Origin of the sequence: Naasia sp. SYSU D00948 (assembly GCF_017916515.1) — a bacterium.
Taxonomy (GTDB): Bacteria; Actinomycetota; Actinomycetes; order Actinomycetales; family Microbacteriaceae; genus Naasia.
In genome coordinates, this window is sequence record NZ_JAFMTA010000001.1 from 1,883,290 (window position 1) to 1,906,963 (window position 23,674).

Annotated in this window: 18 protein-coding genes; 4 read left to right on the plus strand and 14 right to left on the minus strand. The window is 72.0% G+C overall.

What is annotated here, in order from left to right:
- Window positions 1-73 precede the first annotated feature (73 nt).
- Window positions 74-970, plus strand: coding sequence for a dihydrodipicolinate synthase family protein (locus tag J3P30_RS08875; RefSeq protein ID WP_210480688.1), 897 nt, complete (start codon window positions 74-76; stop codon window positions 968-970).
- A 70-nt stretch (window positions 971-1,040) separates the two neighbouring features.
- On the opposite strand, the gene J3P30_RS08880 is transcribed toward J3P30_RS08875, so the two are convergent.
- Window positions 1,041-1,925, minus strand: a complete 885-nt coding sequence (locus tag J3P30_RS08880; RefSeq protein WP_210480689.1) for a fructosamine kinase family protein — start codon at window positions 1,923-1,925, stop codon at window positions 1,041-1,043.
- Window positions 1,926-2,012: 87 nt separating this feature from the next.
- A complete protein-coding gene (locus tag J3P30_RS08885) occupies window positions 2,013-2,834 on the minus strand; it encodes an MBL fold metallo-hydrolase (RefSeq protein ID WP_210480690.1) in 822 nt (273 codons plus the stop codon).
- A 337-nt stretch (window positions 2,835-3,171) separates the two neighbouring features.
- On the opposite strand from J3P30_RS08885, the gene J3P30_RS08890 reads away from it, so the two are divergent.
- Window positions 3,172-3,447 carry a hypothetical protein gene (locus J3P30_RS08890; protein ID WP_210480691.1) on the plus strand — a complete coding sequence of 92 codons (276 nt, stop codon included), beginning with the start codon at window positions 3,172-3,174 and terminating at the stop codon, window positions 3,445-3,447.
- Window positions 3,448-3,637: 190 nt separating this feature from the next.
- On the opposite strand, the gene J3P30_RS08895 is transcribed toward J3P30_RS08890, so the two are convergent.
- Together J3P30_RS08895 and J3P30_RS08900 are read right to left on the minus strand one after the other, a co-directional pair.
- Complete coding sequence (locus tag J3P30_RS08895; RefSeq protein WP_210480692.1) at window positions 3,638-3,988, minus strand: hypothetical protein; 351 nt, start codon at window positions 3,986-3,988, stop codon at window positions 3,638-3,640.
- 93 nt (window positions 3,989-4,081) lie between these two features.
- Entirely contained in the window at window positions 4,082-4,267 is a 186-nt protein-coding gene (locus J3P30_RS08900; RefSeq protein ID WP_210480693.1) for a hypothetical protein, read from the minus strand.
- 120 nt (window positions 4,268-4,387) lie between these two features.
- Here J3P30_RS08900 and J3P30_RS08905 point away from each other — a divergent pair, with 120 nt between their 5' ends.
- Window positions 4,388-5,029: an NAD(P)-dependent oxidoreductase gene (locus tag J3P30_RS08905; RefSeq protein WP_210480694.1), complete on the plus strand. Its 642-nt coding sequence runs from the start codon at window positions 4,388-4,390 to the stop codon at window positions 5,027-5,029.
- Here J3P30_RS08905 and J3P30_RS08910 read toward each other — a convergent pair.
- From J3P30_RS08910 to J3P30_RS08930, 5 genes are all read right to left on the minus strand, one after another.
- Window positions 5,023-5,913: a hypothetical protein gene (locus J3P30_RS08910; protein ID WP_210480695.1), complete on the minus strand. Its 891-nt coding sequence runs from the start codon at window positions 5,911-5,913 to the stop codon at window positions 5,023-5,025. The genes J3P30_RS08905 and J3P30_RS08910 overlap by 7 nt on opposite strands.
- Window positions 5,910-8,555 carry a DUF4062 domain-containing protein gene (locus J3P30_RS08915; RefSeq protein WP_210480696.1) on the minus strand — a complete coding sequence of 882 codons (2,646 nt, stop codon included), beginning with the start codon at window positions 8,553-8,555 and terminating at the stop codon, window positions 5,910-5,912. Before J3P30_RS08915 ends, J3P30_RS08910 begins: the two co-directional genes overlap by 4 nt.
- Window positions 8,552-11,182, minus strand: a complete 2,631-nt coding sequence (locus J3P30_RS08920) for a DUF4062 domain-containing protein (RefSeq protein WP_210480697.1) — start codon at window positions 11,180-11,182, stop codon at window positions 8,552-8,554. The genes J3P30_RS08915 and J3P30_RS08920 overlap by 4 nt, the downstream gene beginning before the upstream one ends.
- On the minus strand, window positions 11,179-13,821 hold the full coding sequence (locus J3P30_RS08925; protein WP_210480698.1) for a DUF4062 domain-containing protein: 2,643 nt from the start codon (window positions 13,819-13,821) through the stop codon (window positions 11,179-11,181). The genes J3P30_RS08920 and J3P30_RS08925 overlap by 4 nt, the downstream gene beginning before the upstream one ends.
- 140 nt (window positions 13,822-13,961) lie before the next feature.
- Window positions 13,962-16,622, minus strand: a complete 2,661-nt coding sequence (locus tag J3P30_RS08930) for a DUF4062 domain-containing protein (RefSeq protein WP_210480699.1) — start codon at window positions 16,620-16,622, stop codon at window positions 13,962-13,964.
- A 127-nt stretch (window positions 16,623-16,749) separates the two neighbouring features.
- On the opposite strand from J3P30_RS08930, the gene J3P30_RS08935 reads away from it, so the two are divergent.
- Entirely contained in the window at window positions 16,750-18,456 is a 1,707-nt protein-coding gene (locus J3P30_RS08935; RefSeq protein WP_210480700.1) for an FAD-dependent oxidoreductase, read from the plus strand.
- Window positions 18,457-18,476: 20 nt separating this feature from the next.
- Here the strand turns inward: J3P30_RS08935 and J3P30_RS08940 are convergent, their stop codons facing one another.
- The 5 genes from J3P30_RS08940 to J3P30_RS08960 are packed head-to-tail and all read right to left on the minus strand — an operon-like array spanning window position 18,477 to window position 23,610.
- Window positions 18,477-18,860, minus strand: a complete 384-nt coding sequence (locus J3P30_RS08940; protein ID WP_210480701.1) for a CrcB family protein — start codon at window positions 18,858-18,860, stop codon at window positions 18,477-18,479.
- Window positions 18,860-19,267, minus strand: a complete 408-nt coding sequence (locus J3P30_RS08945; protein WP_307807448.1) for a CrcB family protein — start codon at window positions 19,265-19,267, stop codon at window positions 18,860-18,862. The genes J3P30_RS08940 and J3P30_RS08945 overlap by 1 nt, the downstream gene beginning before the upstream one ends.
- Before the next feature lie 26 nt (window positions 19,268-19,293).
- Window positions 19,294-19,851, minus strand: a complete 558-nt coding sequence (locus J3P30_RS08950) for a signal peptidase I (RefSeq protein WP_210480702.1) — start codon at window positions 19,849-19,851, stop codon at window positions 19,294-19,296.
- Entirely contained in the window at window positions 19,841-20,656 is an 816-nt protein-coding gene (locus J3P30_RS08955) for a hypothetical protein (protein WP_210480703.1), read from the minus strand. The genes J3P30_RS08950 and J3P30_RS08955 overlap by 11 nt, the downstream gene beginning before the upstream one ends.
- The gene (locus tag J3P30_RS08960; RefSeq protein ID WP_210480704.1) at window positions 20,653-23,610 is read right to left on the minus strand and encodes a LamG-like jellyroll fold domain-containing protein; all 2,958 of its coding nucleotides are present in this window, start codon (window positions 23,608-23,610) and stop codon (window positions 20,653-20,655) included. Before J3P30_RS08960 ends, J3P30_RS08955 begins: the two co-directional genes overlap by 4 nt.
- Between the last annotated feature and the right edge of the window lie 64 nt (window positions 23,611-23,674).

The window sequence follows — 23,674 nt, forward strand, 5'->3', positions numbered from 1 at the left end:
GAGCGCGCCGAGGCGTCAGCATCGGCGCTTCCGGCGTCCTCGCCACCGTCTGACGTTCCGCGATCGGGGTCTCATGTTCACCGGCCTCAGCGCTTTCCCGCTCACCCCTCTGAGGCACGACATCGTCGACGAGAGCGCCTACGCCGGCCTGGTGGCGCGACTGGCGGAGGCCGGCGTGGACTCGATCGGCGCGCTTGGCTCGACCGGGTCCTACGCCTACCTCGACCGGGACGAGCGTCGGCAGGCCGTCCGCGTCGCGGTGGAGAACGCGGGTGTGGTGCCCGTCATCGTCGGCATCGGGGCCACCCGCACGTCGCACGTGCAGGCATTCGCCGAGGATGCGCAGCACGCAGGCGCCGCCGCGGTGCTCCTCGCGCCGCTGTCTTACCAGCCTCTGACCGAGGACGAGGTCTTCGGGCTGTACGAGGACGTCACCGCGGGGCTCTCGGTTCCGCTGGTGGTGTACGACAACCCGAGCACCACCCGGTTCACCTTCTCCGACGATCTGTACGCGAGCGTCGCGAAGCTGCCCCACGTCGCGTCCATCAAGATCCCCGGCGTACCCGACGCCCCGGACGCCGCCCGGGCCAGGGTCGACGAGCTCCGCGGCCGACTCCCGGACGGCGTGACCATCGGAGTCTCCGGCGACGCCCTCGGCGCGATCGGCATGAACGCCGGCAGCGACGCCTGGTACTCGGTCATCGGCGGCGTCCTCCCCATGGAGGCGCTCGCGATCACCCGCGCAGCTCGGGCGGGCGATGCCGCTGCCGCCATCGCCGCATCGGACCGGCTGCAGCCGATCTGGGACCTGTTCGACGGGCACGGCGGCAGCCTTCGAGTGGCCGCCGCGATCGCCGAACACCTCGGTCTGGTCGCGCATTCCAGCCTTCCGCGGCCGATCCGCGGACTCGGCGAAGCGCAGCGGACCGACGTGGGACGCGTCGTCGACGGACTGCTGTCGCAGCGGTAGCCGCGCCAGCCGCCGGCCGTGCGCGGCCCGCGCTCGAACTCCCCGGGCCCGCAGGGCGATCCGGGCCGTCTCAGGCCCGCCGGCGGAACGGCGCCAGTGTGGCGCGCACCAGGTCTGCAGCGCCCCAGTCGTCGTCGAACTGCGCGATGACCGCGAGGTGCTGGCGGAGCTGGAGGATCGGCATACGCTCGCGCCAGTCGCGGTCGAGCGAGGTCAGGTCCGCGTAGAGGTCGAAGAACGCGTGAGCCTCCGGCGGCGGAACCGTCGTCCACAGGTGCGCCAGATCCACCTCGGCCCACATGTAGGAGACCGCCGGATCGATGAGCGCGGGCCGTCCGTCGGCTGTCGCCAGCACGTTCTGAGTCCACAGGTCGCCGTGCGTCAGGCAGGGGGGCTTGTCCGGGAGCAGCTCCGGCAGCCGGTCGCACAGTCGCTCCAGCGCCGACCGGTCCGCTGGGTCGAGCGCCGCTTCGACCCGAGGTTCTCCGAGCCAGCGCAGCAGGCGGTGCCGAGCGAAGAATTCGAACCCGTCGTCCTCCCAGCGGTTGACCTGCCGGCGGCGGCCCAGCCAGTTGTCCCGATGCCAGCCGAACCGGGGATGCGAGGTGCTCGTATGCAGGCGGGCGAGTGCGTGGGCCAGCTCCTCCCAGAAGGCCTCGGACGCCGGCCGGGGCTGCAGCACCGAGAGCACCAGCACGTCGCGGCCGGCCACCAGCACCTCCGGCGTCACGGCGCCCCCGAGGGTGCGCAGCGCGACGAGGCCCTCCGCCTCGGCCTCGAACGCGTCGTCCGACGGCGGCTCGGCGAACCCCTTCACGAACACCGACGTGCCGTCGGCGCGGCGAGCGAATCCTGCAGTCGCAGCCAGTCCGCCGGCGGCCGGTTCGATCGAGACGACGTCGGTGATGCCCGCCGCAGACAGCCGCTCGGACAGCCACGAGGCCGGGTCCTTCATGCGATAGCTCCTGACTCCACCTTCGCCGATCGTGCCGGACCCCCCTTCGCGCCGTTGCGAACCGAACGCCCTGAACGCAGCATCGAGCTATAGGTGCCGCTCCCGCTGCCGTCTCTCGGTCAGACGCTGTCGTTGCCACTCCTCCACGTCGGACAGCCAGTACAGCGGGGCCGAGGGCCCGACCCGGGGGTCGTCGGGAGCACGGCCGTCGCGCAGGGCCTCGACGTACGCGCGATCCTGGGTGATCCGTGCTCGAAGCTGCTGGGCCCCGCCGACGGACCCGTGACCGGGGATGACCGCGACGACGTCGTCAGCCACGCTGTCGAACAACAGCAGCGCCTCGAGGTAGTCCTCGATCGGGTCGGCCGCCTCCAGATCGAGGAACGGCATCAGGATGTCGGAGAGCATGTCGCCGGCGACGAGCACGCCGCTCTCCTCGAGGAGCAGCGCGGCGTGGCCCGGCGCGTGCGCCCTGTGCTCGAGGATCCGGATCCGCGGACCGTCCCACGGGATGTGCCCGGCTCCGGCGGGGAGACCGGTCACGAGACCGAGGAGATCCATCGGAATCTTGTCGGCGTACTCGGGCGGCAAGCCTGGGGCTATGCGCTCCTGCCAGTCCGCCTGGGACAGCAGATCTCGCACGGCGGCCGCGCAGCCGGCAGTTCCGTAGCGCGGCGCGTCGCCGAGGAGCGGGTGCCAGAGGACGTGGTCCCAGTCGGGATGGGTCGAGAAGCCGGCCACGATGGGCTGGCCCAGCCCGCCGATCTCCTCCGCGAGGGCCGCCATCTCGTCGCTCGTGATTCCGGGGTCGATGAGCAGCACACCGGACCGGCCCTGGACGATGACGGCGTTGCTCTGGAGGAACTCGCTCTCGTGGACGAGCACGCCCTCCGCGACCTGCTTCAGCATCGAACGCCTTCCGCTAATGACTCCTCTAATGATCCCGTTGGGAACACGGATTGCACTTCGTCCCCCCGAAAGAGGCGTCGAAGTACCGAAAGAGGCGTCGAAGTAAGGGAGCGCCGGGAACTAGCTCGGAGTGTGCCCTCGGCAGGAGGAGTCCCCTCACCTTCTATCTCGCCGGCAAGTGAATTGGTGGCGATGATGGCGTCGCTCGCCTGGTACCTCGTGACGGCACAAGCGGGCTCCGAGGCGGCCTTGGCGCTGCCCCTCGTGGCGGTCCAGCAGGATGGTGCGGCGGCATGCATCCGTTGCCGATGCCGGTAGAGGCGAGGAGGCTTTCGGCATGACGGAGGTCGCCCCCTGCCCGAACCCGGTGAGCATCGCGGATGCTCGAGCCCTCGTCGGCATCCTGGCGAGGCTCGAAGCTGTGATCTGGGCCGGCGGCATCGGAGCAGCGGAGGCCGAGCAGTTCCGCCTGCGGCTCGAGAAGGACGGGCTCGTGACTGCCGGGAGCAGCGACGTGGAACTGCGACAGGCGCTCGGGAACCTCAATCAGCGTCTGCGGTACGCGATCGGCGAGTATCCCGGGCCGCCTCCTGCCGAGCCTGCTCGACGGTGAGCGCACGGCACGCGATTAGTGTCCGCGTCGTCCGGCGTCATCACCTTGCGTGTTCGCGCCGGATGCGGCGGCCGAGTGGGCGTCAGCACGGTCACCGCGGCGCCTCTTGGACCCACGTTTCCCGAGTTCCGCTTCAGGGTGGCGCGGGAATCAGGAATCAGGTTCGACTCCCCGGCCCCCTCGATCCAGGTCAGAGGTACTCGATGTCCCGGGCGGTGCGCTCGATCTGCTCCTGGGAGAGGTCGTCGATGCTCTCCGTCGCGGGCGAGGTGAGGAGCGAGCGCATGGATTCCCGCATGTGCTCGATCGCGGCGCTGTTGTCCGGCTCCGGCAGCGAGCTGGAGGCCGACTCCGCGAGCAGCGGCGCGCCCGTGTCGAGCAGGAGCTGGATCTCCTCGTCGTCGCCGTCGGATCCGATCGCGTGCAGCTTCACCGAGTCGCCGAGCTTCGCGCTCGCGAGGGCTGCTGTGTACGTCACGAGCAGCTCGGCCGCCTCATCTCCGATGAGGAAGGACTTGTTGGCATACGTGACGTGCTTCATGGGACGAGCAAAGCCGACACGGCTCGGAAGGGATACCCCATTGACGCAGGCGCGATCACCCTCGTTTTTCCGTGATGACCGCGCTCGTCGCGATCAGATGGGGTTCGCCGTGTCGTCCTCGTTCTCGTCGACCGGGAGATCCATGGGTGGCCTGCCCGTGAGCGCCACCCCCGGCGCGTCGATGGAGGGCGTGCCCGTCCCGCCCGCGCCCGACTGGGTCGGGACGGCGTCCGAGGCGCTCACGTCGTCGTTCAGGTGATCCGAGATGCGGTCCGACATGCGTGGAGACTACGCCTCTCAGGCGAACTCCTTCCCAAGGAGAGGAATGCCGGCACGCGGAAGCGGCTTGTACGCATTCGGGCGGCCGCAGCGGCCGCCGCACGAACAACAGGGAGAGCGATGCGCATCAAGGTCCTCGGCGGCACGGGTTACGCGGGAAGTCACATCGTCCGGGAAGCCGTGGCTCGCGGACATCAGGTGACCTCCTACAGCAGGAGCCTGCCCGAGGCCCCGGTCGAAGGTGCCGTGTACCGCACCGGCAACGTCCTCGACGATGCGTTCCTCACCGAGGCGGTCGCCGACACCGACGCCGTCTTCGAGGCGCTGTCCCCGCGCGGTGAGCTCGAGGGGAAGCTGGAGGGGGTTCGCGACCGTCTCATCCCGCTCGCCGCGAAGGCCGGCGTGCGTCTCGGGATCCTCGCGGGAGCGTCCTCCCTGCACGTCGCGCCCGGAGGCCCGCGGCTTCTCGATGTGCGTCCGCCGGCTCCGGAGATCCGGGGCGAGGTCATGACCGGCGTCACGCTGCTCGAGACGCTGCGCGACAGTCCCGAGGAGCTCGACTGGTTCGCCGTCAGCCCCGCCGCGTCCTTCGGCGCGTGGGTCCCGGGCGAGGCCACCGGCGCGTACCGGGTCAGCCAGGACGTCCTGCTCGTCGACGAGAACGGCGACTCGAAGATCTCCGGAGCGGACCTGGCGCTCGCCGTGGTGGACGAGCTCGAGGCGCCGGCTCACCGCCGCCGGCGCTTCCACGTCGCCTACTGACGCGCAGGGCGCTCGACGGCGGCGGCTCCGCGGAGGCGCTCGCACCACAGGTACACCGCCGCGTACAGGGCGAGTGACAGGACGATGGTGGCGACGAACGCCGGCGCCATCGGCCGATCCGCGAGGAGCGCGCCGCCGGACAGGACGAGGGCGAGGGCCATCGCGGCCAGGCTCACGAGCTGCGCCTGCAGCATCCACCGGAACGCGCTCCACCTGGCGTCCACCAGGAGCCACACGTTGACGACGCCGGGCAGCGTCAGCACGGCGCCGACGACGCGCGCGGTGAGCGGCGTGAGCTCCCATCCCCACAGCGGGATCAGCAGCGCGGGCGCCGAGAACAGGGCCAGGCCGGTGCCGAGAGCGGCGACGCCGATCGCCGCGAGCAGGATGCGCGCCGCGAGCGGTACCTGTGCGTCCGGGCGCTCCGGCCGGCCGTCGTCCTCGCGCCAGTTCGCGAGGAGCGCGGTGAGCGTCAGCGCCGGGGTGACCAGGTACAGCGTCGCCCAGGTGATGAACGAGATGTGACCGAAGTGGAAGCGGTCCCAGTGCACGAGCGTCGCGACGCCGAGCAGCGTCGCGAAGACGACGACGGCCGGGAAGCCGTACTTCACGCGGTGCCACCGGTCCTGCACGACGACCTGAGCGAAGTACCAGATCCCCCCGACGTACGCGGAGCCGAGAGCCATAGCCGTGAGGGGCGGGTTGATCGTCCAGGCGAAGAAGGTCTCGGTGTCGGCGGCCAGCAGGTAGAGCACCGCGACCGCCGCGGCGAGGAACGGCAGCACGATCAGGCCGACCCATCGCGTCAAGGGACGGATGCGGTCCGGTCCCTCGCGCCGCCAGGCCGGCAGGAGTGGGGTCCTCGGCGGGGCATCCGTGGTCATGCGCTCCTCGCCTCCCTCGTCTCGGTCACCGAGGCCGCGACCTCCCTCGCCAGGGCGATCGCCTCCTCCACCGGCATCCGCCGGCCGCGATCGGCTCCGCGCTCGAAGAGGACGCGGTTCTCGCCCGCGCTCGCGAGCTGAAGGAGGTCGGCGGCGTCCTCGGACAGGTCGGACACCCCGAGACGCTCCCGCAGCCCCTCGGCGGCCGCGGCGAGGGCACCGGCCCGCTCCGGGTCGCCGATCGTCGACGCGATGCCGAAGAAGCCCTCCAGGCTGGCTGCCGTGCCCTGCTCGTGCGACATCCGCATCGAGGTCGTGAGCACCTCGCCGAACAGCGAGGCGGCCTTCCCGGTGTCCCCGGCCACCAGGTGAGCCCACGCCAGATTGTTGCGGGCCATCGTTTCGAGGAGGTAGTCCTGCAGCTCGTCGGCGAGGCGGAGCGCGGCCGTGAACAGCTCGACGGCCCGAGCCGTCTCGCGCTGGGCGAGCAGGACGCCGCCGTAGGTCGTGAGCGCGAGACTCTCTCCCCAGCGGTTGCCGGTGCGGCGGGCCAGTCTCAGCGCCCGATCGAGTGTGGCGACTGCGCTGTCCAGGTCCCGCTCCGGCCCCGCCGTGTACGCGAGCGCGAGGGAGACGAGGGAGGTGCCGGCCTCGGACGCGAAGCCGCCCCGCTCGAGGACCTCCGCGCTCTGCGCGAGCTCGGCGATCACGTCGGCGCTCGCCTCCCGCCAAAAGAAGACGGCATCGGCGATGCCGATCGCGATGGCCCGCGTGCGCTCGGGCAGCGGCCCCTCCGTGTCGAGGAGCTCGTTCATCCACCCCCGCGCCTCGGTGAGCAGTCCGTCGATCCACCAGTAGGGGAGGAGCGACGAGGTGAATTCGGCCACGTCGTCGAAGCGGCGCCGGTCGAGCAGGTGCCGGGCCGTGGCCCTCAGGTTGTCGCGAAGCTCGGCGAGAGCGGCGGCGCGCTCTCCCTGGGACGCGCCGAGGAGAGCGGGCCCCGCGTCGAGCGCGACCCGGAGAAAGCACTCGGCGTGCCGGTCCCGCATCTCGTCGAGGAGACCCTCGGCGTGGAGCTGCTCGAGCGCGTACTCCCGCACCGTGGCGAGCAGGAGGAAGTAGGTCGTGCCCCCGCGGTCGCGCTGCCGCACGAGGCTCGCGTCGACCAGCGCCTCCAGGAGGGGGAGCACCCCGGCCGGGTCGTCCGACAGCGCCTCCGCGGACTCGAGCAGGAACGGCCCGGCGAACACGCCGAGCCGCCACAGCAGCTCCCGCTCCTCATCGCGCAGGAGCCGCGTACTCCACTCGATCGTGCTGCGCACGGCCTGCTGACGCGGCGGCAGGTCGCGGCGGCCCCCGGCGAGGAGGGCGAGCTGATGGTCGAGCCGCTCCAGGAGGGACTCGGGGGAGAGCACGCGGAGGCGCGCCGCGGCCAGCTCGAGCGCGAGCGGCACCCCCTCCAGCCGCGAGGCGATGCCCTCGACGGCGTCGATGTTCCCCGCCGTGAGCTCGAAGTCGGGCCGGACCGCTCGTGCGCGATCGACGAGCAGGGCGACCGAGGCGGCCGGCGGCTCCGATCGCGGCCATCCCCGGCGCGGTTTCGGCAGCTGCAGGGGCGCCACCTCCAGGCTGTACTCGCCTCCGACGCGAAGGAGGGTCCTGCTCGTCACGAGGACCGTGACACCCGGGGCCGCCTCCAGGAGACCGGAGACGAACGGCGCCGCGTCGAGAACCTGCTCGAAGTTGTCGAGCACGAGGAGGAGCTCGCGCCTGCGCAGAGCGAGCGCCGCCGCGTCGGACGCGGACAGCTCCTTCGTCTCCCGCAGTCCGAGGGCCTGGGCCACCGCGTCGGGCACGCGGGCGGCGTCCTCGACGGCGGCGAGCTGGACGAAGACCGCGCCGTCCGGGAACTCGGGCGCCAGCTGACGCGCCGCCTCGATCGCCAGCCGCGTCTTCCCGATCCCTCCCGGCCCGGTCACTGTGAGGAGGCGGACCTCCTCGGTGCGCAGCCGTTCGAGGACCGCCTGGACATCCCCCTCCCGGCCGAACAGCCGGGTGAGGGGCGAGGGCAGGGAGGACACGGGCTCCGGGGCCTCGGGCGGCGGGATCGCTCGCGGAGCCGATCCCGGCTCGGGCTCGAGCGGGCGGCTCTGGTCGAACCGCTCGGCGAGGAGGACGGCAAGGTCGGCGACCACGAGCTCACCGAGCTCCTCGGCGTCGCTGAAGGACGTGAACGAGGCCCGGTCGTCACTGCGGATCCGGTCGAGCAGCTCGAGAAGGCGCGACTCCCGGCCTCCGGCGCTCTCCTTGATGTACACGAGCCGCGGCATGCCGGGCGGCACGAGGTTGTACTCGTCCTCGAGCCCCGACACCGTCTCGCCGGGAGCGACCCAGCCGTACTTCTCCCAGTACAGCCCCACGAAGACGTCGCTCTGCTCGAGGTAGGCGCGGTAGAGCTCGCGGGGCGGATGCGGACGGGCGCCCAGCTCGAACATCACCGGCGCGGCGGCGAGCCGCTCGATCGCCCGGCGCACCGCTTTCCGCTCGGGCGCCAGCTCCTTGAGGGTCGAGCTCACGAACACCCGCAGCCGCTGGTCGGGAGTCCTGATCCCGGCCCGCGTACCGACCGCGAGGGTCGTCATGGCCGTGCCGCCTCCGCCGGCACCGCCGCCGCGACATCCCACGCGAGGGCGATCGCGTCCTCCAGGGGCATCTCCCGCCCGCGGACCCTGGCCCGCTCGAACGCCGCGGCGTCGTCGCCGTTCCCCGCGCGGCGGATGTGCTCGATCACCTTGCCGTGGAAGATCGCGTCCGCCTTGTCCGGGACGCCGATCCGCTCCCGGAGCGCCTCGGCCGCCCCCGCGAGCACTCCCGCCCGCTCGGTCTCGCCGCGGGCGCCCGCCACCCCGAGGAAGCCTTCGAGACCCCAGGCCACTCCCTGGACGTGGTCCATGCCGATCGAGTGCCGCATCGCCCTGCCGAAATAGCCCGCCGCCTCCTCCAATGAGCCGTCGGTCACGGCCATCCAGCCGAGGTGATGGAGGGCGAGGGTCCTCGCGAGGTCGTCCTGCTGCTCGTCGGCGATCCGGAGCGACTCGGTGAACCGCTCGACGGCGCGTGAGACGTCCCCCCGCGCCAGCTCGAGCATCCCGGCCGAGATCAGGAGGACGCTCTCGCCCCAGAGGTAGCCGGACTCCTCGAAGAGCCGCCGCCCGCGCTCGTAGGCGGCCATCCCCCGTTCGATGTCGGGGACCGGCAGGGCCGCGTACGCCATCGTGAGGGACATGAGCGGGATGCCGGCCTCCGCCGGGGAGCCGAGGCGCTCGAAGATGTCGGCGCTCTCGCTGAGGCCGGCCATGATCTCCGGCGTCGGCTCCCCCCAGAAGAAGGTCGCGTTGGTGAAGCACAGCGAGACGGCCCTCGGCCGGTCGGGGACGTCCCCGGCTGCGAGCACCTCGGACATCCAGGAGCGCGCTTCTCCGAGCATGCCGCCGATCCACCAGTACGGCCAGAGGGACCAGGCGAGCTCCGCCGCGCCCTCCCAGTCGCGGCTGTCGAGGAGGTGCCGCTCGGCCGTCCGCAGGTTGTCCCGCTCGTCGGTCAGGCGGTTGGCGCAGTCGCCCTGTCTCGGCCCGATGAGATCGAGTGCCGCGCGGGCGGCCATGACGCGGTAGTAGTCGGCGTGGCGCCGGCGCATCTCGTCGAGCAGGCCCCGCGCCTCGAGCTGCTCGACCGCGTACTCCCGGACCGTGGCGAGGAGCAGGAACCAGCTCCGGCCGTTCCGGTCCTGCTGCCGGACCAGGCTGCTGTCGACGAGCGCCTCGAGGGGACCGAGGACGTCGGCGCCCGGCTCGGCGAGGCTCTCCACGGCCTCGAGCGAGAACCGCCCGGAGAACACGCCGAGGCGCCAGAGGAGGTCCCGCTCGGCCTCGCCCAGCAGGCGCGTGCTCCACTCGATCGTGTTCCGCACCGCCTGCTGACGGGGCGGCAGGTCGCGCTGCCCGCCGACGAGCAGCGCCAGGCTGCGGTCCAGGCGCTCGAGGAGCGACGCGGGCGAGAGCAGGCGCAGCCGTGCGGCGGCGAGCTCGATGGCGAGCGGCACCCCCTCCAGCCGGAGCGCGATCGCCTCGACCGCCTCGATGTTCTCGGGCGTGAGCTCGAAGTCGGGCTTGACCGCCCGCGCGCGCTCGACGAGCAGGGCGACGGCGGGGGAGGGGGGCTCGTCGCGGCGCCAGGGCGACGTCCGCGCGGCGGGCAGCTCCAGCGGGTTGACCTCGGCGCTCTGCTCACCGGAGACCCGGAGCAGGGCGCGGCTCGTGACGAGGATCTTGAGTCCGGTCGTCGCGGCGAGCAGGTTCGTGACGAGCGGGCCGGCATCGAGGACCTGCTCGAAGTTGTCGAGGACGAGGAGCGTGCGGCGACCGTGCAGCACGGTCGCGAGGGTGGTCTCGAGCGGCGCGTTCCCGGTGTCCCGCACCCCGAGCACCTGGGCGATAGCACTCGGCACCTGCGCCGCCGTGGTGACCGGCGCGAGCGGGACGAAGGCGACGCCGTCGGGGAACTCGGAGGCGGCCCGCCGGGCGACCTCGATCGAGAGCCGGGTCTTGCCGATCCCGCCAGGCCCCACGAGCGTGAGCAGCCGCGTGTGCGGCCGGGCCAGACGGCGGCTGATCTGGTCGATGTCGTGCTCCCGGCCGAACAGCTGCGTCAGCGGGGACGGCAGCGAAGGCGTCGCTGCGCCGGCCTCCTCCTGGGCCTCGGGCTCGACGGGCTCGGCCTCGGGCGCGGCGTCGCGGCTCTCGTCGAAGCGTTCGGCGAGGAGGACGGCGAGGTCGGCGACGAGGAGGTCGCCGAGCTCGGCGGCGGACGTGAAGTACTTGAAGGAGGCACTGTCGTCGTTGCGGACGCGGTTCAGCAGGTCGTCGAGGCGCGGCTCGCGCGATCCCGCGGTCTCCTTGATGTAGATGAGCCGCGGCATGGTCGGCAGGGCCAGGTTGTACTCGTCCTCGAGGCCCGACACCGTCTCGCCCGGGGCGACCCAGCCGTACTTCTCCCAGTAGAGGCCGACGAAGATGTCGCTCTGCTCCAGATAGGCCCGGTAGAGCTCGCGGGGCGGATGCGGACGCGCCCCGAGCTCGAACATGACCGGCGCGGCGGCGAGCCGCTCGATCGCGGTCCGGACGACCTTCCGCTCCGGGGCGAGCTCCTTGAGCGTCGAGCTCACGAACACCCGGAGCCGCTGATCGGGGGTGCGGATCGCGGGACTCACGAGGCGACCCTGCTGTCGGCGATCTCGCGGGCGACGGCGACCGCCTCATCGCGGGATGCTCTGCGGCCGGCCTCGAAGCCCCGGTCGACGAGTTCGCCTGCACCGCCGGCCCGCAGCTGGTCGAGCATCCGAGCGTGGAAGGTGAAGTCGGCCGGATTGAACTGGCCGACCCGTTCGCGCCGCGACCGTGCAGCGCCGGCGAGGAAGCCGGCGCGCTCGGGGTCGCCGCTGAGCGCGGCGATGCCGACGAACGCCTCGAGTCCGTACGCGATGCCCTCGTCGTGGTCGAGCCGCACGGAGATCTCCAGCCCACGGCTGATCACCTTCCGCGCCTCCTCGGCGTGACCGAGCAGCAGGTGCGCCCATCCGGTGTCGTGCAGCGCCACCGCGAGCGCGAGGTCGTCCTGCTGCTGCTCCGCGAGCCGGAGTGCGGCCTCGAAGTGCGGCAGGCCGCCCTCGACGTTGCCGAGCACGAGTTGGAGGCGCCCGAGGACGATCTGCGCAAACCCCTCCCCCCAGGCGCCCCAGGCGCCGCCGACCTGCTGGAAGAGCCGGATGCTGCGCTGCAGTGCTTCGGTGGCTCCGGGCAGGTCGGGTGGCAGCTGCGTGACGAGCGCGAGCCCGACCGAGTTGAGCGTCAGCGCCTCGCCGGCCGGCAGCCCGGACTTCCGGAAGAGGTCCGCGCTCTCGGCCAGGATGGGCACGATGCTCTCGGTCGGTGCCTGCCAGTAGCGGATCGCACCCGTGAAGTAGAGCGCGATCGCGCGGGTCCGATCCGGCACGCGGTCGCCGCTGCCCAGGAGGGCGTCCATCCAGCCGCGGACCTCGCCCAGCTGGCCCCCGATCCACCAGTAGAGGTAGAGCGCCCAGGAGAAGTCCGCGAGGGTCTCCCACTCCCCGGCCTCCGCCAGATTGTGGGCGACCGCGCGGAGGTTGTCGCGCTCCTCGGAGAGGAGGGCGACGAGCTCCCGCTGCTGCGGGCCGAGCAGCCGCGGGCCCGCCCGCCGGCTCCAGGCGACGTAGTGGCGGGCGTGCAGCCGCTGAAGCTCGCGCAGCAGCCCCTGGACTTCGAGCTGCTCGAGCGCGTACTCCCGCACGGTGGCGAGCAGCAGGAAGTAGGTGCGGCCGCTCCGGTCCTGCTGTCGGACGAGGCTGCTGTCGACGAGGGTCTCCAGCAGCGTGAGCACATCGGATCCCGGCTCGGCCACGGCCTCGACCGCCTCGAGCGAGAAACGCCCCGCGAAGACCCCGAGGCGCCAGAGGAGGTTCCGCTCGGGGATCCCGAGCAGCCGGGTGCTCCACTCGATCGTGCTCCGCACCGCCTGCTGCCGCGGCGGCAGGTTCCGCTGGCCGCCGACGAGCAGCGCGAGCTGACGGTCGAGCCGCTCGAGCAGCGACGCCGGCGAGAGCAGCCGGATCCGTGCCGCCGCGAGCTCGATCGCGAGGGGCACGCCCTCGAGCCGGACGCTGATCTTCTCGACCGCGTCGATGTTGTCGGCGGTGAGGTCGAAGTCCGGCTTCACAGCCCTCGCCCGCTGCACGAAGAGCGCGACCGACGCCGCGAGCGGCGCCTCCGGCCGCCAGGGCCCGACGCGGGGCGCGGGCAGCTCGAGCGGGCTCACGTCCACGCTGTGCTCGCCGAGGAGCCGGAGAAGCGTGCGGCTGGTCACGAGGATCTTGGTCTCGGGCGCGCCCTCGAGCAGCGCGGCCACGAGCGGGGCCGCGTCGAGGACGTGCTCGAAGTTGTCGAGGATGAGCAGGGCGTGCCGGTCGCGCAGCGCGGTGACGAGCTTGTCCTCGAGGGGCAGGTCGCCGGTGTCGCGCACGGCCAGGACCTGCGCGATCGCGGTGGCGACGTGAGCGGCGCTGTCGACCGGTGCGAGGGGCACGAACGCGACGCCGTCGGGGAACTCGTCGGCCATCCGCCGCCCGATCTCGATGGCGAGCCGGGTCTTGCCGATCCCGCCGGAACCGTTGAGGGTCACGAGCCGGACCGCCGGATCCCGGAGCATCCCGCCGATCTCCTCGAGCTCCCGGTCGCGGCCCACCAGCTGAGTCAGCGTCACGGGGAGGGCGTCGCTCGGCTCCGCAGCCGGCGCGGGGGGCTCCTCCGCCTCCGGCGCCCGTGGCGCGGGAGCGGCCCGGCTCTCGTCGAAGCGCTCGGCGAGGAGGATCGCGAGGTCGGCGACGAGGAGGTCGCCGAGCTCGGCCGGGCCGCTGAAGTACTTGAAGGACGCCATGTCGTCGCTGCGGATGCGGTCGAGCAGCTGGGTGAGGCGGGGCTCGCGCGTGCCGCCGGTGTCCTTGATGTAGATGAGCTTCGGCATGCTCGGTGGAGCGAGGTTGTACTCGTCCTCGAGGCCCGAGACCTTCTCGTCCGGCGCGACCCAGCCGTACTTCTCCCAGTAGAGACCGACGAAGATGTCGCTCTGCTCCAGGTAGGCCCGGTACAGCGCTCGCGGCGGATGCGGACGGGCTCCGAGCTCGAACATCACCGGGGCCGCGGCCAGCCGCTCGATGGCGGCGCGGGCCACCTTGCGCTCGGCGGCGAGCTCTTTCAGGGTCGAGCTGACGAAGACCCTCAGCCGCTGGTCGGGGGTCCGGATCACGGCGCGCGGAGTCAGGAAGGGCGCGGCCATGATCGAGCGCCCTCCGTCGGGACCCGTCCGTCGTCCATCTGCCCTCCTGATCGGCAGGGTGGCGTAAACCTGCGAGTACAGTAGCCGCGTCCCGCGGGGGCGCGCACCTGCCGAAGGCCCGCGCCTGCGGGGGCGTCGCCTCAGCTGCCGGGAGCGGCGGCGGGGGCAGGGGCTCCGACGAGCGCGAGCGCGACGTCGACGGCCTCCTGCGGCGACATCCGCCGTCCCCGCTCGTAGTTCCGCTCGAAGAGGGCGGCGTCCGAGCCGGCGCGGATCTCCTTCACGAACTTGTACGCGAAGGCGTAGTCGGTGGGGTTGAACATGCCGGCCCGCTCGCGGAGCGCGCGTGCCGCTCCGGTGAGCAGGCCCGCGCGCTCGATGTCGCCGCGGACGGCCGCGACCCCGATGAAGCCCTCGAGACCGAGCGCCATGAACTCGTCGTGGTGGAGACCGACCGAGACCTGGAGCCCCCGCTGCATCGAGGTCATGGCGGTGTCCAGGTTCCCGAGGAGCAGGTGCCCCATGCCGACGTGGTGCAGCGCGAGGGTGAGCGCGAGGGAGTCCTGCTGCTGCTCGGCGAGATCCAGGGCCCGCTCGAAGTGCCTCAGCGCACTCGCGACGTCCTGGCGGAGCAGCTCGATCCGGCCGAAGGCGATGTGGGCGAGGCCCGCGCCCCAGAGGTGGCCCGAGTCCTCGAGCAGGTCGAGGCTGCGATTCAGCGAGTCCACGGCCGCCGGGAGATCGGGATGCGGACCGGTCACGTAGGCGAGGCCCAGCGAGATGAGGGCGAGCCCCTCGTCGGCCTCGGCCTTCATGCCCCTGAACAGCTCGACGCTCTCCTCGAGTCCTGGGACCACGGCAGCGGCGGACTCCTGCCAGTAGCCGATGGCACCCGTGTAGTAGAGGGCGATCGCGCGGGCGCGGCCCGACACCTGCTCCTCCGCGGCGAGCATCTCCTCCATCCACCCGCGGACCTCGCCGAGGAGCCCGCCGATCCACCAGTAGGGCAGGAGCGCCCAGGCGAACTCAGCGGTCGTCCTCCAGTCCCGCACGTCGAGGAGGTGCCGGACTGCGGCGCGGAGGTTGTCGCGCTCCTCGTGGAGGGCCGCCACGCGCTCGCGCTGCTGCCGGCCGATGAGGTCCTTGCCCATGCGGCGGCCCCAGTCCACGAAGTACCGCATGTGCCGGTTCCGGAACTTCTCCAGCAGCCCCTGCTCCTCGAGCTGCTCGAGGGCGTACTCGCGGACCGTGGCGAGGAGCTGGAAGTAGGTCCGGCCGCCCCGATCCTGCTGACGCAGCAGGCTCGTGTCGACGAGCGCCTCCAGCAGGGAGAGCACCTCGCCGGACACGTCGGTCACGGCCTCCGCGGCTTCCAGGGAGAAGCGGCCGGCGAACCCGCCGAGCTGCCAGAGCAGGTTGCGCTCGCGAGGCCCGAGGAGCCGGGTGCTCCACTCGATCGTGCTGCGCACGGCCTGCTGACGCGCCGGCAGGTTGCGCTGGCCGCCGACGAGGAGCGCGAGCTGGCTGTCGAGCCGCTCGAGCAGCGCGGCCGGGGAGAGCAGGCGGATCCGGGCGGCCGCCAGCTCGATGGCGAGCGGGACGCCCTCGAGGCGGAAGCTGATGCCCTCGACCGCGTCGATGTTCTCGGGCGTCAGCTCGAAGTCCGGCTTGACCGAGCGCGCCCGCTCGACGAACAGCGCCACGGATGCCGGGACGTCGGCCTGCTCGGACCAGGGCGCCGTGCGCGGAGCGGGCAGCTCGAGCGGTGCGACGTCGAAGCTGTGCTCGCCCGAGAGCCGGAGCAGCGCCCGGCTCGTGACCAGGATCTTGACGGAGTGGGCGCCCTCGAGGATCGCGGTGATCAGCGAGGCGGCCGGCAGCACGTGCTCGAAGTTGTCGAGCACGAGGAGGGCGCGCCTGTCGCGGAACGCGGTGCCGAGCTTCTGCTCGAGCGGAAGATCGCCGGTGTCGCGGACCCCGAGCACCTGGGCGATGGCGCTCGGGACCTGTGCGGGATTGTCGACCGGCGCGAGCGGGACGAACAGGACGCCGTCCGGGAAGTCCGGCTCGAGCCGCCGGGCCACCTCGATCGCGAGCCGCGTCTTCCCGATGCCACCCGGACCGGTGAGGGTGATGAGGCGGACACCGGGGGAGCGCAGCCGGTGCACGAGGGCCGAGCACTCCTCCTCCCGGCCGAAGATCTGGGTGAGCGGCATCGGCAGCGCGCTCACCGGACGCGGCGGGGGAGCAGGCGGCGGCACGTCCTCGGCCGGGGGAACGGGCGGAGGTGCCGGGGTCGGCCTGCTCTCGTCGAAGCGCTCGGCGAGGAGCGTGGCGAGATCCATGACCAGCAGGTCGGCGAGCTCGGAGGCGTCGGAGAAGGTCTTGAACGACGCCCGGTCGTCCGCCTTGATCCGGTCGAGCAGGGCCTCGAGACGCGGCTCGCGGGTGCCGGTCGTCTCCTTGATGTAGATCAGGCGGGGCATCGTGGGCGGGGCGAGGTTGTACTCGTCCTCGAGCCCCGACACCTTCTCGTCGGGAGCGACCCAGCCGTACTTCTCCCAGTACAGGCCGACGAAGATGTCGCTCTGCTCGAGGTAGGCGCGGTAGAGCGCGCGCGGCGGATGCGGCCTCGCGCCGAGCTCGAACATCACCGGAGCGGCGGCGATGCGCTCGATCGCAGCGCGGGCCACCTTCCGCTCCGGAGCGAGCTCCTTCAGGGTGGAGCTGACGAAGACCCTCAGCCTCTGGTCGGGGGTCCGGATGCGGTAGCGCGGCGTCGTCAGGGCAGGGCGGTCCATCGCGGGGCGCCTCTCCGGGTCGCGGCGCGTCGTCGAGCTTCCATCGGCAATCCCGTTCCGTGATCGGGGCCTGCGAGTACAGTATCCGCGTCGTCACCGATGCGCACCTGTCCCTTCAGGAGGCAGCATGACCGTGAACCGAGCCGGCCGGCCGGTGATCCTCGTCTCGGTCGCCGCGCAGGGCACGCGTGACGACGTCGCCCGGCAGCTCGAGCGGCGGTACGCGGCCGACTACCGGATCCTCGCCGTGCCGGCGGACCATGCATCCGCCGCCCTGGACCGCCTCGCCGAGGCGGGCGGCTCCCTGGCGCTGCTGCTCGCGGACGATGCGGAGCCGGGCGGCTCCGAGCGGTCCCTGTTCGCGAAGGCGCGGCGGCTGTTCCCGGACGTGCGCAGGGGCCGGGTCATCGAGCGCGGGGCGTGGGCGGACCTCGCGGTGACGCGTAGCATCCTGCAGGCCATGAGCGAAGGGCTCATCGACTACTACGTCCTGCGTCCGGGCCCGCCGCCCGACGAGTCGTTCCATCGCTCGGTGATCGAGTTCCTCATCGACTGGTGGCGCGCGTCCGGGGGGCGGCAGGACGTCGTGATCGTGGCCGACGACCAGCAGCCGCGGACGCACGAGCTGCGCAGCGTGTTCGCGCGCAACGGCGTCTTCTCGCGGCACCTGCTGCCCGACTCGGACGAGGGGCGCCACGTGCTCGCGGAGCGGGGGGAGCAGTACCGCGGGGCGCCGCTCGTCGTGCTCGGCGACGGTCGGGTGCTGACCGACCCGACGAACGCGGAGGTGCTCGCGGCGTACGGGCTCACGACCCAGCTTCCGCAGGAGCAGCCGGTCGACCTCGCCATCGTGGGCGCCGGTCCCGGCGGCCTGGCCGCCGCGGTGTACGGAGCGTCGGAGGGTCTGCGCACCGTCGTGCTCGAGCGGGAGGCGATCGGGGGCCAGGCGGGATCGAGCTCGCTCATCCGCAACTACCTCGGCTTCTCCCGAGGGGTCTCGGGGGCCGAGCTGGCGCAGCGGGCGTTCCAGCAGGCCTGGGTGTTCGGAGCGCACTTCGCGCACGCACGCGAGGTGACGGGCATGTCCGTCGACGGGCTCTTCCGGCTGCAGGTGGCGCCGGGGGAGGAGCTGGTGGCCCGCGCGGTCGTGCTGGCCACGGGCGTCTCCTACCGCCGCCTCGAGCTCGGCGAGCTGTCCCGGTACGTCGGATCCTCCGTCTTCTACGGCGCCTCGGCGGTCGAGGCCCGCGCCCAGACCGGCCGGACGGTGCACGTGATCGGCGGCGGCAACTCGGCGGGACAGGCCGCCCTGCACCTCGCGCGCTACGCGCGGGACGTGTCGATCATCGTGCGCGGTGAAGGCCTCGCCGAGAGCATGTCGGCGTACCTCATCGGCGAGCTCGCGGCGGCGGGGGTGCACGTCCTCACGCAGCGCAAGCTCGTCGGCGGCGGCAGCTCGAGCGGATCCGGACGGATGGACCACATCGTCCTCCGGCACCGGGTCACCGGCGAGGAGGAGACCCGGCCGAGCGACGCCGTGTTCATCACGATCGGCGCGGCGCCGCACACCGGCTGGCTCAACCCGGCGGTGCTCCGCGACAAGTGGGGGTTCGTGCTCACCGGCACGGACGTCGCCGAGTCGGGCGCATGGCCCCTCGAGCGGAATCCGGGGCCGTTCGAGTCGTCCGTGCCGGGCTTCTTCGCGATCGGCGATGTCCGGCGCGGCTCGGTCAAGCGCGTGGCGAATGCCGTGGGCGAGGGGTCGGCCGTCCTGTCCGCCGTGCACGCCTACCTCGCCGAAGAGGCCGCTGCCGAGGCGCACGCGCGCTCCTGACTGGCATCGGCGCCTGCGCCCTAACCGCCTCCGGTGAGCAGGCGGCCCGTCAGCAGTCCTGCCGCGGCGGCCGCCGCGCACAGGAGCAGCATCCCCACCGAGGCCAGCGCGGCCGCCGGAAACCGCCGCAGATGGGCGAGCCGGACTGCCTCCACGGCGGCTGTGCTGAACGTCGTGAATCCGCCCAGGAATCCCGCTCCCGCGACGTCGCGCCAGGACTCGGGGACGGCGCCTCCAGCGGCGAGTCCGGCGAGGAGGCCGAGCAGGAGAGAGCCGCTGACGTTCACCACCAGAGTGCCGATCGGATAGCGCACGGGCAGCAGGGCACGGAGTGCGGTGTCGAGCACGAACCGGCCGACCGCGCCCAGTGCTCCAGCGACGCCGACGACCAGAACCGTGAGCATCAGCGCGGCCTCCGTGCGGATGCCATGCCGGCTGCGGCCGCGGCGAGGCCGAGCACGAGGGTCGCCGTCGAGTACAGCAGGGACGTCGCAACGGAATCCGCCGCGACCGTCTCCAGGGCGAGGGCGCTGTAGGTCGTGAATCCTCCGAGGAGCCCGGTGCCGAGGAGAAGCCGGAGGGCTTCCGCCCCGCTGGGCGCGGCGGGCAGTCGTCCGAGCACCTCGACGAGGAGCCCCAGGAGGAAGGCCCCGGTCACGTTGATGAGGAGGGTGACGACCGCGGCGCCGGGCGTCGGCAGCAGCTCGGTGAGAAGGTATCGCGCCGTCGTGCCGGCTGCTCCGCCGAGAGCGACGAGTCCGATCGCCCTGGCGCTGATCGCCGGCGGTTCGGGCACGAGGCGGGGAGGCACGAGTGCTCCCTCCGGGCCGGTCCTCCTCAGTCTGGCAGAGCGGCCGAGGCGGCACCGGTCCGCCGGCTGCGCGCGAGCACGCCGCTGCCGATCAGCACGGACGCGTAGGCGAGCAGGGCGACGCCGGCGAGAGGAGCGAGCCAGGCGCCGTGGCTTCCCACGGCGATGCTGACCCAGCCGAGGAGAGGGATGCTGTACCAGACGACGCCCTTCACCTGTTCCTGGCGGACGGGAGCCGGATCGGGCGCGGTGTTGTCGTCGCCCTGGGTGATGAACTCGAAGGTGCCGTCCGAGACCGAGTGCACCTCGACGACGCGGTGCGAGACGACGGCGGGATCCCCGGGAACGATCTGATACGTCACGATGTCGCCCAGCTGAATCTGCTCCATCGGCACGGGCCTCACGACGACCAGCGTCCCCGTCGGAAGGGTCGGCGACATCGAGCCCGTCAGGACAGCGAGGGGCGTGGCACCGGTCAGGGCGGGCACGCCGACGCTGACGAGAGCCAGCGCGGCGACGAGCGCCAGGAGGCCCCAGGCCAGTCCCGTCCGGAGGGAGCCGACGATGTCGCGTCTATCGGTCATCGACCTTGCGCTTTCGCTTGAGTAGGAGGAGGGGGACGAGCACTGCCGCGACGGACGCGGCGAGGATGCCGGATACGGGAGCAGAACCGCCGGGAAGGTCGGTGGCAGGGGGCGTGGCCTGGCTCGTCGCCGTCCCATCGGTCGTGTCCGCCGATCCGTCGCCGGCGACGGCGGTGATCCCGGCGCTGTTCGCGTCCCCGGGGCCGGCGGCCGAGGTCGGCTCCTCGGCCGGGGTGACGGGAGCGCTTCCGACGAGGTCGATCAGGGTGCCCCGGCCGCAGTCCGCGGGCGGTGCCCCTGCCACAGCCTCGCTGAGCACGAATGCGAGCTGCATGCTCAACTCCTCACCCTGGGCGTCCTCCGCTGCGCTCTCGGTCATCCCGAGAGTCAGGTCGATCGCCTCGACGCCGCCCGGCTCGAGCACCGTGCCGGACAGCACCAGAGCGCACGTGTCCGCGGCCTGCAGGGCGAGGGTTCCGGCGTGTTCGCCGGCGCGCGCGCCGAGCTGCAGGGAATCGACGAGCGCTCCGGAGCTCGCGCTGACGGACGCGAGCCGGACGGTGAGGACCGCGACATGCGGGGAGTCGTTGCGCGCCCAGACGGTGGCGTCGAGGGACGTGCCGGGGACGAGCAGCTGACCGGGGGGAAAGAGGGGGACGGCGAGAGCCTGCGCGAAGCTGCGGCCGTCGAGGCTGAGCAGCAGCCGGTGCTCCTCGTCCGCAGCCGCGGCGGGCGAAGCCGGGACCGCCACCAGCATGACGAGCAGGGCGAGGGCCGCGCCGCCGAGTCTTCCGACGGCGCTCACGACTTCGCCAGCCGGAACAGCTGGCCGGGCTCGCCGGGGAGGCAGGTCCACTGCTGCAGATCCACGCCGCTGGCGGCGCGCGAGTCGAGGCACATGCCGCTGTGGCGCGCGGTGAAGGTGTAGGTGCCGTCGCGCAGCGGGACCGGCTTCCACTGCTGGTTGCCGCCGCCGCTCCAGTCGCGGAGCTCGACCAGTGCGCCGTCGAGGAGACTGCTTCCCGCCACGGACCACTCGCCTGCCGTGCGGACGATGATCCGGTAGTAGCCGTCGGAGGTGGCCTGGAAGCGGAACGTCTCGTTCTGCATGCTGCTCGTCCCGCAGGTCAGGAGCTTGAGCCCGCTGCTGACCGCGGCGCATCGGCTGCCGTCCGCAGTCGAGATCCGGTACCAGGTGTTGGCGGCTACAGGAGGCACGACCACGGTGGTCTCCGCGGATGAGGCAGACACGTTGCCGGTGGCGTCGCGCGCCACCACTCGGTAGACGTAGGTCGAGCCGAGGGTGAAGCTCATGTCGGTGTAGAAGCGGTTGCCCGACGATCCGATCAGCACGTTGTCGCGATACACGTCGTACGCCACGACTCCGACGTCGTCGCTCGACGCCGCCCAGCTGAGCGCGATGGACGAGCCGTCGTTTACGTCGACGGAGGGGGTTCCCGGGGTGCTGGGCGGCGTGATGTCGCGCACCGACACCACGCGCGTCCAGGTGTCCGTGCGACCCGAGTTGTCCGTCACCGTCAGCACGATCGTGTAGGTGCCTGTCGCCTTGTACACGTGGGTGGGCGCGACGCCGCTGCTCTTGTCCCCGTTGCCCCAGTTCCAGGAGTAGGACGTGATCGTGCCCCTGTAGTCGCTCGACGCGGACGCGTCGTGAGCGGTCTGCAGGCCGTTGATCGTCGTCGTGAAGTAGGCGGCGGGTGCGGTGCTGACGATCGACCAGTGGCGCTTGATCTGAACCGGGGTGAGCGCCGTCGAGTAGACGGCGACCTCGTCGATCGCGGCCGCGACGTAGCCGCTGCTCGGGTAGTTCGGCCAGAAGCCGATGTCGTCGCCCCCGACGCGCCAGAAGCCGGTGCCGGCCTCGGCGGATGTGACGGGGTTGGTGGCCACAAGCTGACCGTCGACGTAGACCGCGATCCCGTCGCTGCCCTGGGTCGCCACGGCGTGGTGCCACTGACCGTTGTTGTAGGACTGCGTCGACGTGGCCGTATGGGCCCCGTCCGACCACACCCCGAAGTTGATGCGGCCGTCGTTCGACAGGTAGAGGTGACGGTCGTATTTGACGGACGAGCCGGTCGCGCTGTCGCCGAAGCCGATCAGCTTTCCTCCGCGCGTCGACGTCGTCTTGAACCACAGCTCGACCGAGTAGACGGTGGGTGCGGCGGTGGCCTGGGCCGAGCTCACGAGGCCGTCCGCGCCGTTGAACGATGCCGCGGTGTTGCGCGTCGACGGCACGGCGCCGGAGGCGCCCTTGGTCACGCCGCCGGAGTAGGTTCCGTTGTGTCCGCCCCGACCCGAGTCGACAGCGGTCGTCTCGCCGGACTCGCCCAGTCGCCAGAAGAGGGTGGGGGAGTCGTCGTAGACGGCAGCGCCGTAGGGGTCCCCGACGCCGACGGGGTAAGCCCCGCGGCCGGAGAGGTTCCAGTGGTTCTTCACGGCGTCGCGGTGAAGCGGGTTCGCGTAGGTGGCGACGTCGTCGACGGTCCCGTCGAACCAGCTGTCGCCGGCCCAGGACGTGTCGCTACCGATCCGCCAGTAGCCCGAGTAGATCTGTGCCGTGGTCACGCCCGCGTTGGAGGCGACGCGCGTGCCGTCGACGAAGAGCTCGAGTCCGCTCGGCCCGAGCTGTCCCACCAGGTGGTGCCATGACCCGTCGTTCAGTGCGGCAGGGCTGCTGACGACGCGCTGACCCCCCGAGTTGACACCGAAGTGGACGCGTCCGGTGGTGTCCATGTAGAGGTGACGCCCCGTGGTACTGGACGAACCGGTGCTGCTGCTTCCGAATCCCACGATCTTGCCGCCGGTCGTCGTGGTGGTCTTGATCCACGCCTCGACGGCGAGGGTGTTGTCCGGAGTCTCGGCCACCCGTGTGCCGGCGGTTCCGGCCGCGTCGCCCGAGAAGTCCGTCGCCTTGTTGGGATCGTCGACGAGTGCGCCGGCCTGGCCGCGAGCGAGGCCGGATCCGGCATACGCGTCCGCGGTGCCGACCCAGTCGTAGAGGATTGCGCCGCTCGTCTCGCCGAGACGCCAGTAGTGGTCCGCGCCGTCCGCCCGAACGGCGTCGGTGTAGTCGTTGCCGCTCGCGCGGTCGGCGATGACGTTCTGAGTGGCCGAGGCCGTGACGGTTCTCGCCCATCCGCCGTTCAGCCCGGTGGAGGTGAGCGTGAAGGTCGGAGCGACGGCGGCGGTGGTGATCAGGCTCGTCGACGGGATGCGCGTGCGGAAGCACCAGGTGGCGCTTCCGCCGGCGGCGACGGTGCCGTTGAGGACGGGGACGGAGCTCCACGTCGAAGTCGTGGCCGAGCTCGGCGCGCTGGTGGGTGTGCAGTCGTTCGAGGAGGCGACCACCCACCGTGTCACCTGAGTGGCGCTGGCGAGGGGTGCAGAGCTCGTGGGGCTGAGGGTCACCGAGGCGGTGTACCTCGCGGACACGTCGCCCGCGTTGGCGACCCGCACCCAGCTGGTCGTGTCCAGCGCGTCGCTCGAGTACGTGTGAGTGAGGCCGGTGAAGCCGGTGAGGGTGACGTCGAGGAATCCGGAGGTAATGGAGGGCGGCTTCGTCGTGTCAACGGAGCCGGTCCACAGAGCAGTGGTTCCCCCGGCGGTGCTGAGGGCCAAGGTGAGCACGCCTGCGGCAGCGGCGGAAGCGCGCAGAGGCACCCGCGCCTTTCGGCCGGCGGCGACGACCCGGGCAGGGCGCCGAGCGCGAAGCGCGCGCATGGCAGCGATCGGATTCATCTGGCGTCCTCCCCCCTAGGCAGACGGTCGTTTCCACACAAAAGCCTGCCCCGACCAGGGGTCG